This window comes from Streptomyces sp. NPDC044061, assembly GCF_056434305.1.
This window is the reverse complement of record NZ_JBWKFL010000004.1, coordinates 138,785-151,154: the sequence shown is the minus strand read 5'-3', so window position 1 is coordinate 151,154 and position 12,370 is coordinate 138,785. Positions and strand designations below refer to the sequence as shown.

The window sequence follows — 12,370 nt, the reverse complement described above, 5'->3', positions numbered from 1 at the left end:
GGAAACGAGCCGGGAGCCCGGCTGGTCACCGCCGCGCGCGGAGCGGGGGGTCCGCGCGCGGCGGCCACACACGTCAATACGTGAAAAACCGGATGATTATGTCGAATCTGTCGATACAGTGAAGATGTCGTTGATATGCATCACCCTATTGGCGGCACAACTCCGGGGACCGCCGCGCGTTGTCCTAACGCCGGGCATCCCGCCCGCATGTTCGTGTCGATCCCAAGGAGCACCTCTCCATGTCGCGTATCGCGAAGGGTCTGGTCCTGACCTCCGCCGCCGTCGCAGCCGTCGCCGGCGCCGCCGGTGTGGCCGCCGCCGACTCCGGCGCCTACGGCGGCGCCGCCAACTCGCCGGGCGTGGTGTCGGGCAACGTCGTCGAGGTCCCCGTCCACGTGCCGGTCAACGTCAGCGGCGACACCGTCAACGTCATCGGGCTGCTGAACCCGGCGTTCGGCAACATCAGCGCCAACGACTGACGTCGGGGCGCAACCCTTCGGCCGGCCGTCCGCCCACGCTTCGACCGCGGGCGGACGGCCGGTTCCGCGTGTCCCCCGGATGGTTCACGTGCGGTTCGTGAGCGGTTGCGGAACGTCACAGGGGATTCAACGGTGGGTTCAGGCCCCTGCCCCACCGAAAGGAACCCCCATGCGTGTGCTGCCCGTGCGGCGTCTCGCGTCCACCACCCTCTGCGCCGCCCTCGTGATCGGCATCGCCGGCCCCGTCGCCGTCGCCGCCGACTCGGCCCGGGAGCGCACCCGGGCGAGCGCCCACTCGCCCGTCCCCGGCGCGGACGCGCTGCTCGCCAAGGTCAGGTCCCTGCGCGACACCGGCTCCGTCCTCGACCCCGTCGTCGAGCTGCTCGACCAGTCCCTCGAGAAAGGCCGGCTGACGCCCGACCAGGCCCGGACGCTCGGCGACGCGGCCAGGGAGGCCATCGCACGGGCGGCCGCGGCGAACCCGGCCACGGCGGCCGCGCCCACCACCTCGGCGACACCGAGCACCGCCGCCACGCCGAGCACCGCGGCCACGCCCACCGCCACGGCCACGCACAACACCGCCGCCACCCCGTCGACGGCCGCCACCCCGTCGACGGCCGCCACCCCGTCGACGGCCGCCACCCCGTCGACGGCCGCCACTCCGACGACGGCCGCCGTCCCGAGCGGGTCCGCCCTTCCCAGCGCGCCCGCCCTCCCGAGCGCCTCCGCCGTCCCGAGCGCCTCCGCCGTCCCGAGCGGGTCCGCCCTTCCCAGCGCGCCCGCCGTCCCGAGCGCCTCCGCCGTCCCGAGCGGGTCCGCCTCGGCCTCCGTACCCGCCCTGACCTCGCTCGAGACGAGCGACGTCGCCGGTCAGGTGCCCGTGGCGCGCGACGCCACCGACGATCTCCTCACCGCGCTGCAGACCGCGATCGACAACCTGCTCAAGGCCGTCACCTCCGACCTCGACGAGGTGCTGTCGGCCGCCGACGGCGTCGTGGGCGACCTGGACGACCTGCTCAACTCGGCCCTCGGCGGCATCCTGCCCACCACCCCCGGCACGACCCTGCCGTCCGCCCCCGCACTGCCCACCGGCTGACCCGCGCGACTTCTTCCCCCTCCTCAGCCGTCGTGCCGCCCGGGCACGACGGCCGAGTGCGTTCTGCGGGACGGGGAGTTCAGGGCAGGGAATTTCATATGTCTTCTCGGTCCGGGGTTTCCGGCCCTCGGGGAAGTCGTTAGGCACGGCGCCAGACATCCCTGGGGTGACCTGAGTCGCCGAAGAAAGGAACACGATGAAGTCCCTGAAGGCTGCCGCCGTCGTTGCCGGTACCGTGGCTCTCGCCGGCGTCGCCACGCCCGCGTTCGCCCACACCACCGCCGACCTGACGCCCACCAGCCTCAACGGCGCCGTGAACACACTCACCAAGGGCCCGTTGACCGTCAAGGACGTCATGCCGCTGCAGCACCAGTCCGACGCGCTCGACACCGAGAACAAGGACTCCGTCCTCAGCGCGGTCAAGGGCACCACCGCCCACCTGAACCAGCACAACCCGCTGCTCGGCGGCATGCCCCTGCAGCGTTGACACCCCCGGCTCCACCCCGGGAAGGGCCGGTACCGCACACCGCGGAACCGGCCCGCGGCCTGTTCGAGACCGCTTCCCTCGATCGTGTGGAGCGACCCCGGGCACTGGTCCGGAAGGGTGAGAAGCCGCCGGGCAGCGCCGCGCCCCGTCGATAGGGTCGCGCGGTGACCTCAACCCCAAGCGACGCCCGGCCCTTCCGCCTCGCCGACCTCGGCACGCTCGTCGTCCTGCCCTGGAGCGGCGAGGCACCCGACGGCACCGACATGCCCTACCTGCTGGTCTACTCGCTGGGCGACACCGAGGGCGGCCCGGAGGCCACCGCCGCCGCTGCCGAGCACCTGCTGGTGAGCAACGGTCTGCCGGTCGGCGACCGCCTGGTCGACGGCACCACCAGGCCCAGTCTGCCCATCACCCTGCTGGTCGAGGCCGGCCAGGCCGTCGTCAACATGCCGCAGATGGTCGCCCAGGCCTACGCGCCGTCGGAGTGGCTCGCCGCCGTAGCCGCACGCGGCCACGCCTACCTCGTCTTCACCACCCGAGCCTGGCCCGAGGGCCGTCCGGGCGAGGCCGTCGACCCGGCCGCGCTGGCCGCCTTCGCCGGCGACGAGGAGACCCTGAACGCCGCCGCGCACGTCATCCTGCCGGCCCGCAGCCTGCGCAGCTGATGCACCCCGTCGAGCACCCCAGAACCCTGGCCGGCGGCAGGGGGTTCGGGTTGTTGCTGGTGATCACCGGCGCGGCCGGGCTGCTCGCCTCCTGGGTCATCACGCTGGACAAGTTCAAGCTGCTGGAGAACCCGAACTTCGTGCCCGGGTGCAGTCTCAACCCGGTGGTGTCCTGCGGCAGCGTGATGAAGAGCGACCAGGCCTCGGCCTTCGGGTTCCCCAACCCGATGCTCGGCCTGGTCGCCTACGGCATCGTCGTCTGCGTCGGCGTCAGCCTGCTGGCCGACGCCAGGTTCCCCGGCTGGTACTGGCTGCTTTTCGAGGCCGGGTGCCTGTTCGGCGTCGGGTTCGTGACGTGGCTTCAGTTCCAGTCGCTGTACCGGATCAACGCGCTGTGCCTGTGGTGCTGCCTGGCGTGGGTCGCCACGATCCTGATGTTCTGGTACGCCACCTCGCTCGTCGTCCGCAACGGATTCCTGCCCGCGCCCGGATGGCTGAAGAACTTCTTCGCGGAGTTCACCTGGGCCCTCGCGCTGACGCACATCGCCGTTGTCGGCATGCTCGTCCTGACGCGCTGGTGGGACTTCTGGACGAGCTGACAAATGACGAACCGACGAATGACGAACCGACAAAGCTGAGGAACGACGAACCGACAAAGCTTACGAACGACGAGCTGACGAAGCTTACGAACGACGAGCTGACAAGGCTGAGGAACGACGAGCTGACGATTACGGCAGTTGGGCGAATTGTGAACTGCTGTCGATTTCCGACTCGTTGTGCGGTACGGACGCCGAACCCCTCGCATCCTGAAAGGGACCGTACCTGACATGAAGTCGACCACCCGAGGAACCCTTGCCGCCCTCGTCACGGGCGTCGCGGCCGTCGCGGGAGCCGCCGCTCCCGCCGCGGCGGTCGGCGCGGTCCCCGTCCCCGTGCCGCTGAACGGCGTCTCCAAGTCCCTCGGCACGAAGGTGCCCGAGTTCGGCCTCCAGGTGCCGCTGCTGAAGCCGGGCGCTCCCGAGGGACCCCGGTACGTCACTGGCCGGCTCCTGCCCGACCGGACGCTGCCCCAGGTACCGCTGACCGGTGCCCTGCCCGGCGCAAACCTCCGGACGCCCCTGCCGCACGTCCTCGGCGAAGGCTTCGACCACGTCGGCGTCGACGCCCCCGCCTCCTACCTGCGCACCCTCAGCCCGGGCCTGGCCCTGGACGCCCCCCTGACCGCCCCCGACCCGCACAACTTCGGCCTCCCGCAGCCCAAGCTCCCCCAGGCCGATGTCCTCGCCCCGGTCCTGCGGACGGCCCCCGGCGCCGATCTGGGTCTCGGCCCGGGCCTGTAGACAGCCGCACCCCCGCCACCGCGCCCGGCCGCCGTACCCACCGGATGGCCCTGTGGTGGTGACCCCTTCCGCACTCCGTGGTTATCCATATGGACATCTGATCCCGGACGAGGAGTGCGAGATGGTCGTGGATGCCGGTGCCAGTGGCGTCGCGGTAGGGGCTGAGCAACAGGTCAGAGCGAGCACGGGTCTCCTGTCGCGGAGAGGGGCGGCGCGCGGACTGCTGGCCTGCGCCGCCGCCCTCGCGCTGGCGCCGGTCGTCGCCGCCTCCCGTCCCGTGCCCTCGTCGAACGGCCCGGCGGGCAGTTCCTTCGACGAGACCTACCGGGGCCGCCGCATCCAGGGCGTCCTGGTGCCGGTCGCCGGGCTCACCGCGGCCGGCGGCGACTGGCAGGTCACCATCGACGGCCGCCCGCTGCACCTGATGCGCCGTGCCGACGGCTCCTGGCTGAGCATGATCGACCACTACAGCTCGTACCGGACCCCGCTGGAGGCGACCCGCGCGGCCGTCGACGAGATGGGCCCCGGCCAGCGGCTGCGAGACCCGGCACTCGGCCCGGTCGGCGGGGAAGACACGGGGCACGACATGGGGGATCAGCATGGCGTACGTGCGTAAGAACGTCAGCGCGCTCACCGGCACCGAGCGCAGGCGGTTCGTCAACGCCCTGCTGGAGCTCAAACGGCGTGGTGAGTACGACGAGTTCGTGCGCCTGCACATCGACTACTACACCGCCGACGGCGAGGACGGTCTGCGCACCGCGCACATGACCCCCTCCTTCCTGCCCTGGCACCGCCGGTTCGTGCTGGAGCTGGAACAGGCCCTGCGCCGCCTGGACTCCTCGGTGACGGTGCCGTACTGGGACTGGACCCGGGACCGTACGACGACGTCCGTGCCGTGGACGAAGGATCTGCTCGGCGGCAACGGGCGGAGATCCGACCAGCAGGTGACGACCGGTCCCTTCGCCTACGCGGCGGGCCACTGGACGATCAAGGAGGGCATCACGGACGGCCGGTTCCTCACCCGGGACCTCGGCCGCGCCTCCGCCCCCCTCCAGCTGCCCACCGGGATGGAACTGAAGTGGGCCCTGGACGACCCCGCCTACGACGTATGGCCCTGGAACTCGACGGTCACCCGCGGCTTCCGCAACAAGCTGGAGGGCTGGGGGACCGGCAGCGGCAGCGCCTCCTTGCGCAACCACAACCGGGTGCACCGCTGGGTGGGCGGCGCGATGCTCGGCGCGGCATCCGTCAACGATCCGGTGTTCTGGCTGCACCACGCCTTCCTCGACCTGCAGTGGTACCGGTGGCAGCGCACCCACCGCAATAACCGCTATCTGCCCGCCGACCCGCCCGGCCTCGGTGACACGCAGCACGGGCGGGTCCTGGCCCGGTACCAGAAACTGCCGCCCTGGAACGTGACGCCGGACCAGCTGGAGGACATGAGCCGGATCTACCGGTACGCGTGAGCCGTGTCCGGACGGGACACGGAAAGGCCCCGGCGCTCGAGGTGCCGGGGCCCTGCCTGTCCGTGGGGCCGGATCAGCTGCCGTAGTTGTCGCCGTAGTCGCCGGGGCCGGGGTTGCCGGTGGTGGTGCTGTGACCCCCGTTGGCGCAGCCGTTGCGGAAGGCCGGGTTCAGCAGGCCGATGACGTCAACCGTGTCCCCGCAGACATTCACGGGCACGTGGACGGGAACCTCGGCCACGTTGCCGGACAGCACGCCGGCCGAGTTGGCGGCCGCACCCTCGGCGCCCGCGTCGGCCAGGGCCAGGCCGGCGCCGCTGATCACCACGGCACCCGTGCCGAGAGCGACGGCGGCTGCCTTCGCGATGCGAGACATCACGTTCTCCTTCTTGTTGCTCGGTGAGTGCGCGGCGGCAGGACCAGCCACCGCACTTCCCGTTCAACGGCACGCCGCCGGGCTGGTCACGGTGATCAGGAGGGCGTCACCCTTTCAACAGGCAGGGCGTCACCCTCCGAACAGTGGGTGACGCCAGGCCGGTGTTAATGGGAGGCGTCGGACACGGCCGTCCCCCTAACCTCCGGGCATGACCTCCGACGGCGAAACCGCAACCGACACCGACCGCGACACGACCGAGCGGGCCCGGCAGCTGATCGGGCTGCTCGCCGAGGAACGCCGGCTGCGCGCCCTGGCCGCCGTGGCACTGGGCGCGGACAGCGCCGAGCGGGTCGCCGAGGCGGCCGGGCTGTCGGCCAAGGACACGGCCCTGGCGCTGCTGCGGCTGCGTGAGCAGGGCGTGGTAACGGACGGCAGGCAGGGCGGACTCGCCGTCTCCTACAGTCTGTTCCGCGACCTGGCCCGGCGGGAACGGCCGGCGCCGCGGGCCGGGAGCGGACCGGACGCCGTCCTGGACACCTTCGTCCGCGACGGGCGGCTGCTACGGCTGCCCGCCCAGTGGACCCGCAAGAAGCTGGTGCTGCGGTACATCGCCGAGCGGACCTTCCAGCCCGGTGCCGAATACCCCGAACGCGTCGTGAACGAGCGCCTGCGGGCCTGGTGCGAGGACTCCGACGACATCGACCATGTGACGCTCCGGCGCTACCTGGTGGAACTCCACCATCTGCACCGGAGCGAGGGAATCTACCGGCGCTCGGACGCGGGCTGAGGGTTCCCGGGGGGCGTTCGGGCGCGCCGACCGATCGGGTTGCGGGGCGGGTGGGCTCGAGCGTGGGCCGACGGTGTCGCGGAGGGGCTGGTGGGCCTGGGTCGGCGGTGTCGCGGGGGCGTGTGGGCTCGGGCGGCTGATCGGGGCTCGCGATGGCGGGCTCGGGGCTTGGCCTGCGGGCTGCGGGGCGGGTGGGCCCGACCGTGGACCGATGGTGGCGTGGGCCGGGTGGGCTCGGAGGTCGGCTTGCGGGCCGCAGGGCGGGTGCGTCCGGGATGGGCACCGGTCGGCAGACCTGAGGGCAGGTGTGCCGGACGTCGGCCGGCGGTCAGGCAGTTGTGCCTGGACCTCGGCCGCGGTCCTGGCGTCGGCCGAGGGGGCTCGGAGCCGAGCGGGGCTCGAGATTCAGAGGCGACCGGGACTCGTGGTTCGGAGGCGACCGGCGATCAGGGCAGGCGTCGTACCGGAGTTCCTGCCAGGTAGGCCTGGATGTTCTCCACCGCCTGGCCGTAGTACGTCGCGTAGTTGGCCCGCGAGACATAGCCGAGGTGGGGCGTGGCGAGGAGGCGGGGCGCGGTGCGCATCGGGTGGTCGGCGGGCAGCGGCTCGGTGCCGAAGACGTCGACGCCGGCGCCCGCGATCCGGCGCTCGCCGAGCGCGGCCAGCAGGGCGTCCTGGTCCACGATCGCCGCGCGGGAGGTGTTGACCAGGTAGGCGGTCGGCTTCATCAGGGCGAGTTCGGCGGCGCCGACCAGACCCCGGGTGCGCTCCGACAGGGCCAGGTGGACGGAGACGAAGTCGCTGCCGGCCAGCAGATCCTCCTTGGAGGCGGCCAGGTCCACGCCCACCTCCTCGCACCGCTTCTCGGTGAGGTTCCGGCTCCACGCGCCGACCCGCATGCCGAAGGCGAGCCCGACCTGCGCCACCCGGCTGCCGATCTTCCCCAGGCCGAGCAGGCCGAGCCGGCGGCCGTGCAGGTCGGCGCCGACGGTGGACTGCCAGGGGCCGCCGGAGCGCAGCGCGTTGCTCTCCTCGACGATCCCGCGGGCCAGGCCCAGCAGCAGCGCCCAGGTCAGCTCCACGGGAGGCGTCGAAGAACTCGCCGTACCGCACACGGTGACGCCGTGCGCCTCGGCCGCCGCGTAGTCGATGACGCCGTTGCGCATCCCGGAGGCGACGAGCAGCTTCAGCCGCGGCAGACGTGCGATCAGCGAGCCGGGAAACGGCACGCGTTCGCGCAGGGTGACGACGATGTCGTAGTCGGCGAGGGCCGCGGCGAGGGCGTCCTCGCCATCGAGGTGTTCGCGCAGGGCGACGACCTCCACCCGCTCCTCGAGCACCGACCAGTCGGCCGACCCGGTGGCCACCCCCTGGAAGTCGTCCAGCACCGCAGCGAAGTCGCACGTCGTCTCTCCCTTCCCCGCGGCGACTGTACCGGCAGGTCGGAGACCGTGATCGGGCAAGGTACATCAGTCAAACGGAACGTGAATCGCTTCTTTCCTAATGGTGTACAACTCTTCACCCTCTTCCTACGTCGAACAGGTGAACAGCAGCGTTTGCCCCCGCGTGCGCGCCATCCCTGGAAGAGGAATCCTGCCCATGACGATCCGTCGGTTGTGTGGTGTCCTGCGCGTGCGCGGGGCGACCGAGCTGCTCCTCGTGCTCCTGCTCGGTGCCGGTTTCGCCGCGCTGCCCGTCTTCGCGCTGCTGCCCTCCCTGTGGGGCTTCGCCGCGGCGTCGCTGGTGACATACGTCGTGGACGAGGCGCTGCACTCCAGGGCTCCGGGCTTCGTGCGCAGGCTGGCGACGCTGCAGCTGACCCGCCCGCTGCGGTTCGCGGTCCGCACCGTGATGCTGCTCGCGCTGGCCAGCCGCCTGGACGCGCCGGAGCCGGTGCTCGTCGCCGCGCTCGCCGTCTTCAGCGCCCACTTCGCGCTGATGATGCTGTACACGGCGGTGCACCACGCCGTCCGCCGGCGCCGGGTGCTGCCGCTGGTCGTGCGCAACCTCGACATGAGCGGGCTGCCCATCCCCAAGCAGCCGCCCGCCTTCCTCTACCGGCGCTTCCTGCGCAAGCTCCTGCACCTCGACCTGCCCGCCCACGCCGGCCTCCTCGCCGCGCTGGCGGCCGGGACCTGGGGCCCTGCCTACGCCGGCTTCGCGCTCACCGTCGGCGTGCCCGTCGCGGCCGTCCTCGCGCTGCTGGGCCAGTACCGCAGGGTCCGCCGGATGCCCGCCAGGGACGAGGTGTTCGCCGAGGTCAACCGCCAACTGGCCGGATACCGCCCCGAGGTGGCGCTCTACTTCAGCTTCGCCGCGGTCTCCCGTGACTTCATGTACCAGGTGAACATGTGGATCGAGACGCTGGAGCAGCTCGACCTGCGTCCGGTGATCATCCTGCGGGAGCGGGCCTCGTTCCGTTACCTCAGCCGCACCTGGATCCCGGTGGTCTGCGTCCCGAAGGCCGACGACCTGGCCGAGCTGGAGCTGCCCGGCGTCCGGGTCGTCCTCTACCCGGGCAACGCGGGCAAGAACGTGCACATGCTGCGCGTGGCCGAGGCCAAGCACGTCTTCATCGGCCACGGCGACAGCGACAAGCTCGCCAGCAGCAACCGGGTCAGCAAGGTGTACGACGAGATCTGGGTGGCCGGCCGCGCGGGCCGCGACCGGTACCAGCGCGTTCGGCACGCCATCAGCGACAGCGCGATCGTCGAGGTGGGCCGCCCGCAGCTGTCCCCGATCGGTCTGCACGCCGAGCACACCCCCGGCCCGCTCCCCGTCGTCCTGTACGCCCCCACCTGGGAGGGCTGGAGCGACGACGACTGTCACACCTCGCTGATCCCGATGGGCGTGCCCCTGATCGAGAAGCTCCTCGCCGAGAACGTCCGGGTCATCTACAAGCCGCACCCGCTCACCGGCAAGCGCTCGGCCGAGGCGGCCGAGGCCGACAAGGCGATCCGCGAGCTGCTGCGCACCGACAACGAGCAGCGCGGCGCCGCGGAGGCGGAGGCCGCGGTCGCCGCGGCGAAGCCCCGGCTGAAGGAGATCCAGGCCCGCCTCGACGAGCTGGCCGGCCGCCTCGGCGGCGACGACGCCGAGCAGCTGCGCGAGGCCCGGGTGCCCGACCGCGCGGCGGCGGCCGAGTGGCAGGAGCTGCGCGCCGAGTGGCACCGGATCTTCTGGGAGACCCGGGGCCCGGTCCGCCACAACGTGATCCTCAAGAGCCTGCCCGCCCTCTACGACTGCTTCAACCAGGCCGACATCCTGATCAGCGACGTGTCCTCGGTGGTCGCCGACTTCGTGGCGAGCCTCAAGCCGTACGTCCTCACCAACGCCCACGACCTGCCCGACGAGGAGTTCCGTGCCGCCTACACCACCGCCGGCGGCGCCTACCTCCTGGACCGTGAGTGCACCCGCCTGACGGACATACTCGACTCGGTCCGCGCCCCGTACACGGACCCGATGGCCGCCGCCCGCCGCACCCTGAAGGAGTACGTCCTGGGCCCGGACCATCCCACGTCCATGGAGCGCTTCAACGCGGCGGCCAACGCCCTGGCCGCGAAGAGCGAGGCGGAGCGCGCGGAGACGGCGCCGGAACTGGCGGCTTGAGCGGCTCGCGGCCTGAGCGGTCGGCGGCCTGAGCGGCCGCGCGGAGAACGTCCTCACCGGACAGGGCGCTCAGGTACTCGGGTGGTACTGAGTACCTGCGCTCTGGTCCGGGGCGGGGCGGCCCGGAACGCTGGGGGCATGAGCCAAGGACTGAAGAACCCCGTGCCCCAGCTGCTGTCGATCCTCGTGCCGGCGCTCGCGGCAGCGGCGCTGTGGGCCGCCTGGCTGGGCTGGGACCAGCACCGTGACGTGCATCCGGACGGTACGACGACCGGCCCGTACGAGGCGTGGCAGGTGATCGGGCTGGTGCTGACCCTGCTGATCCCGGTGTACTGGGCGGCCTCCCGGCACCACGTCACCGGCGCTGTGCTCGGCACCACGGCCGGCCTGACCCTCGCCGCCTATTACGACTGGTCGGACGACGCAAGTGGCCTCTTCGTGATCGGCGTGGGCCTGGTCATGGTGGGGAGCCTCGCCGCGACCGGAGTCGTTTCCGCCGTGATCACCTCGGCGCAGGGACACGAACGACGGACCACAGCATGACGGCATGCTGCCGGCCACGTACTTCGCACAGGTACTTCGCACAGGTCAGGGCCTGTTTCCGGACCTGTGCGCCCATACGGGCGAGTCAATAGAATGGGGACGTAGGACCTGGCTGCCGCTGGACCGCCGAGCACGAGGGCTGTGACGCCGGCATGACGAGTTCCCGAGCCGACGACGGGGCCGTCGACCGTGCGCGGGGAACGGGAACCGGCCCCGGAAGGCTGCCCGCGGCCCGCCGCGCATCTCTCCCAGCCCTGTGCGCGGCGCTGCTGATCGCGGGCGCCACCGTGCCCTCGGCGACGAGCCCAACGGCGCTCGCCGGGACCCGTCCCACGGCGACGGCGAGCACCTCCGCGCCCGCCCCCACCCCGTCGGCGCTGAAGTCCATCGATCCGGCCGCGCTCCAGTCCGCCGTGGCGCGGGCGGCGAAGAAGCTCATGATTCCCGGCGCGATGGTCCTGCTCAGAACCCCGCAGGGAACCTTCCGGGCGACCGTCGGCACGACCGAGTGGGGCACGGCACAACCGCCCACGTCGGGCGACCACTTCCGGATCGCCTCCAACACCAAGACCATGACCTCGGCGCTGATCCTCCTGCTCGCCCACGAAAGCAGGCTGCGGCTGAGCGACCCGGTGTCGGCCTACGTTCCCGGAGTACCGGGTGGCGCGCACATCACCATCGCCGACCTGCTGAAGATGCGCAGCGGCCTCTACGACTACACCGAGGCGCCCGCACTGTCCGCGGCCCTGGACGCCGACCCGGGCAAGGCCCGTACACCGCAGGAGATGCTGGCCACAGCCTTCCGGCACCCGCCGAACTTCGCGCCGGGCACGGCCTACGAGTACAGCAACACCAACTACGTGCTGCTGGGCCTCGTCGCCGAGAAGGCGGGTGGCCGGCCGCTGGCCCAGCAGTTCCGGGACCGGCTGTTCACCCCGCTCGGCCTGACGGGAACCTCCCTGCCCGCCGCCGACGACGTGTCCCTCCCCGCCCCCTACTCACACGGCTACATGTACGGCGGAACGGCCTACGCGCTGACCGACCGGCCCTACCCCGCGGCCATGCAGGCGGCGGCCCGGTCCGGAAAGCTCCGACCACTGGACTACACCCACCAGAACCCCTCCTACGCCACCGCCGCCGGAGGCGCCATCTCCACCGCGGACGACCTGGCCACCTGGATCCGGGCCCTGGTGACGGGCAAGGTCCTCGCCCCCGCGTCCCAGCGACAGTGGCTCCAGAGCCCGCAGGCCGAGGACCCGGCCGCGCCCGAGGGGCAGAAGTACGGGTACGGCATCTCCTACCAGCGCTTCGGCCCGACCGCCTCGATGTACTACCACGGCGGTGAACTCCCGGGCTTCAACTCCTTCATCGGCCACGACCTCACCAACGACGTCACGCTGGTGATCTGGACGAACCTGACCCTCACCCCAGAGGGCCGAACCACAGCCAACGCCCTACTGCCCACGATCCTGAACCAGGTGTACACCGACCTCTCCCTGCCCACCGACCCGTGAGGCGCGGTGCC

13 protein-coding genes and 1 pseudogene are annotated in these 12,370 nt (G+C 71.7%); 12 read left to right on the top strand and 2 right to left on the bottom strand.

The window, feature by feature from the left end:
• Window positions 1-239: 239 nt before the first annotated feature.
• The 8 genes from AC07CM_RS07915 (at window position 240) to AC07CM_RS07880 (ending at window position 5,533) form a co-directional block, all read left to right on the top strand.
• Window positions 240-479 carry a chaplin gene (locus tag AC07CM_RS07915; RefSeq protein WP_478875463.1) on the top strand — a complete coding sequence of 80 codons (240 nt, stop codon included), beginning with the start codon at window positions 240-242 and terminating at the stop codon, window positions 477-479.
• A 169-nt stretch (window positions 480-648) separates the two neighbouring features.
• Complete coding sequence (locus AC07CM_RS07910; protein ID WP_478875462.1) at window positions 649-1,575, top strand: hypothetical protein; 927 nt, start codon at window positions 649-651, stop codon at window positions 1,573-1,575.
• A gap of 196 nt (window positions 1,576-1,771) precedes the next feature.
• On the top strand, window positions 1,772-2,062 hold the full coding sequence (locus AC07CM_RS07905) for a hypothetical protein (protein WP_478875461.1): 291 nt from the start codon (window positions 1,772-1,774) through the stop codon (window positions 2,060-2,062).
• Window positions 2,063-2,226: 164 nt separating this feature from the next.
• Window positions 2,227-2,727, top strand: a complete 501-nt coding sequence (locus tag AC07CM_RS07900) for a DUF5949 family protein (RefSeq protein ID WP_478875460.1) — start codon at window positions 2,227-2,229, stop codon at window positions 2,725-2,727.
• The gene (locus tag AC07CM_RS07895; protein WP_478875459.1) at window positions 2,727-3,326 is read left to right on the top strand and encodes a vitamin K epoxide reductase family protein; all 600 of its coding nucleotides are present in this window, start codon (window positions 2,727-2,729) and stop codon (window positions 3,324-3,326) included. The genes AC07CM_RS07900 and AC07CM_RS07895 overlap by 1 nt, the downstream gene beginning before the upstream one ends.
• Before the next feature lie 228 nt (window positions 3,327-3,554).
• Entirely contained in the window at window positions 3,555-4,067 is a 513-nt protein-coding gene (locus AC07CM_RS07890; RefSeq protein WP_478875458.1) for a hypothetical protein, read from the top strand.
• Window positions 4,068-4,188: 121 nt separating this feature from the next.
• On the top strand, window positions 4,189-4,683 hold the full coding sequence (locus AC07CM_RS07885; RefSeq protein WP_478875457.1) for a tyrosinase cofactor: 495 nt from the start codon (window positions 4,189-4,191) through the stop codon (window positions 4,681-4,683).
• Window positions 4,667-5,533 carry a tyrosinase family protein gene (locus AC07CM_RS07880; protein ID WP_478875456.1) on the top strand — a complete coding sequence of 289 codons (867 nt, stop codon included), beginning with the start codon at window positions 4,667-4,669 and terminating at the stop codon, window positions 5,531-5,533. The genes AC07CM_RS07885 and AC07CM_RS07880 overlap by 17 nt, the downstream gene beginning before the upstream one ends.
• Before the next feature lie 73 nt (window positions 5,534-5,606).
• Here AC07CM_RS07880 and AC07CM_RS07875 read toward each other — a convergent pair whose 3' ends face one another.
• Window positions 5,607-5,906: a chaplin gene (locus AC07CM_RS07875; protein WP_478875455.1), complete on the bottom strand. Its 300-nt coding sequence runs from the start codon at window positions 5,904-5,906 to the stop codon at window positions 5,607-5,609.
• 208 nt (window positions 5,907-6,114) lie between these two features.
• Between AC07CM_RS07875 and AC07CM_RS07870 the strand changes: the two genes are divergently transcribed.
• Window positions 6,115-6,693 (top strand): DUF2087 domain-containing protein, encoded by a 579-nt coding sequence (locus AC07CM_RS07870; protein WP_478875454.1) that lies wholly within the window; start codon window positions 6,115-6,117, stop codon window positions 6,691-6,693.
• A 446-nt stretch (window positions 6,694-7,139) separates the two neighbouring features.
• Here the strand turns inward: AC07CM_RS07870 and AC07CM_RS07865 are convergent.
• Window positions 7,140-8,097, bottom strand: a pseudogene (locus AC07CM_RS07865) (D-2-hydroxyacid dehydrogenase family protein).
• 195 nt (window positions 8,098-8,292) lie between these two features.
• On the opposite strand from AC07CM_RS07865, the gene AC07CM_RS07860 reads away from it, so the two are divergent.
• From AC07CM_RS07860 to AC07CM_RS07850, 3 genes are all read left to right on the top strand, one after another.
• Window positions 8,293-10,302, top strand: coding sequence for a hypothetical protein (locus AC07CM_RS07860; RefSeq protein ID WP_478875453.1), 2,010 nt, complete (start codon window positions 8,293-8,295; stop codon window positions 10,300-10,302).
• Between the two features lie 138 nt (window positions 10,303-10,440).
• Window positions 10,441-10,845, top strand: coding sequence for a hypothetical protein (locus AC07CM_RS07855; protein WP_478875452.1), 405 nt, complete (start codon window positions 10,441-10,443; stop codon window positions 10,843-10,845).
• Window positions 10,846-10,997: 152 nt separating this feature from the next.
• Entirely contained in the window at window positions 10,998-12,359 is a 1,362-nt protein-coding gene (locus AC07CM_RS07850; protein ID WP_478875451.1) for a serine hydrolase domain-containing protein, read from the top strand.
• Window positions 12,360-12,370: the final 11 nt, after the last annotated feature.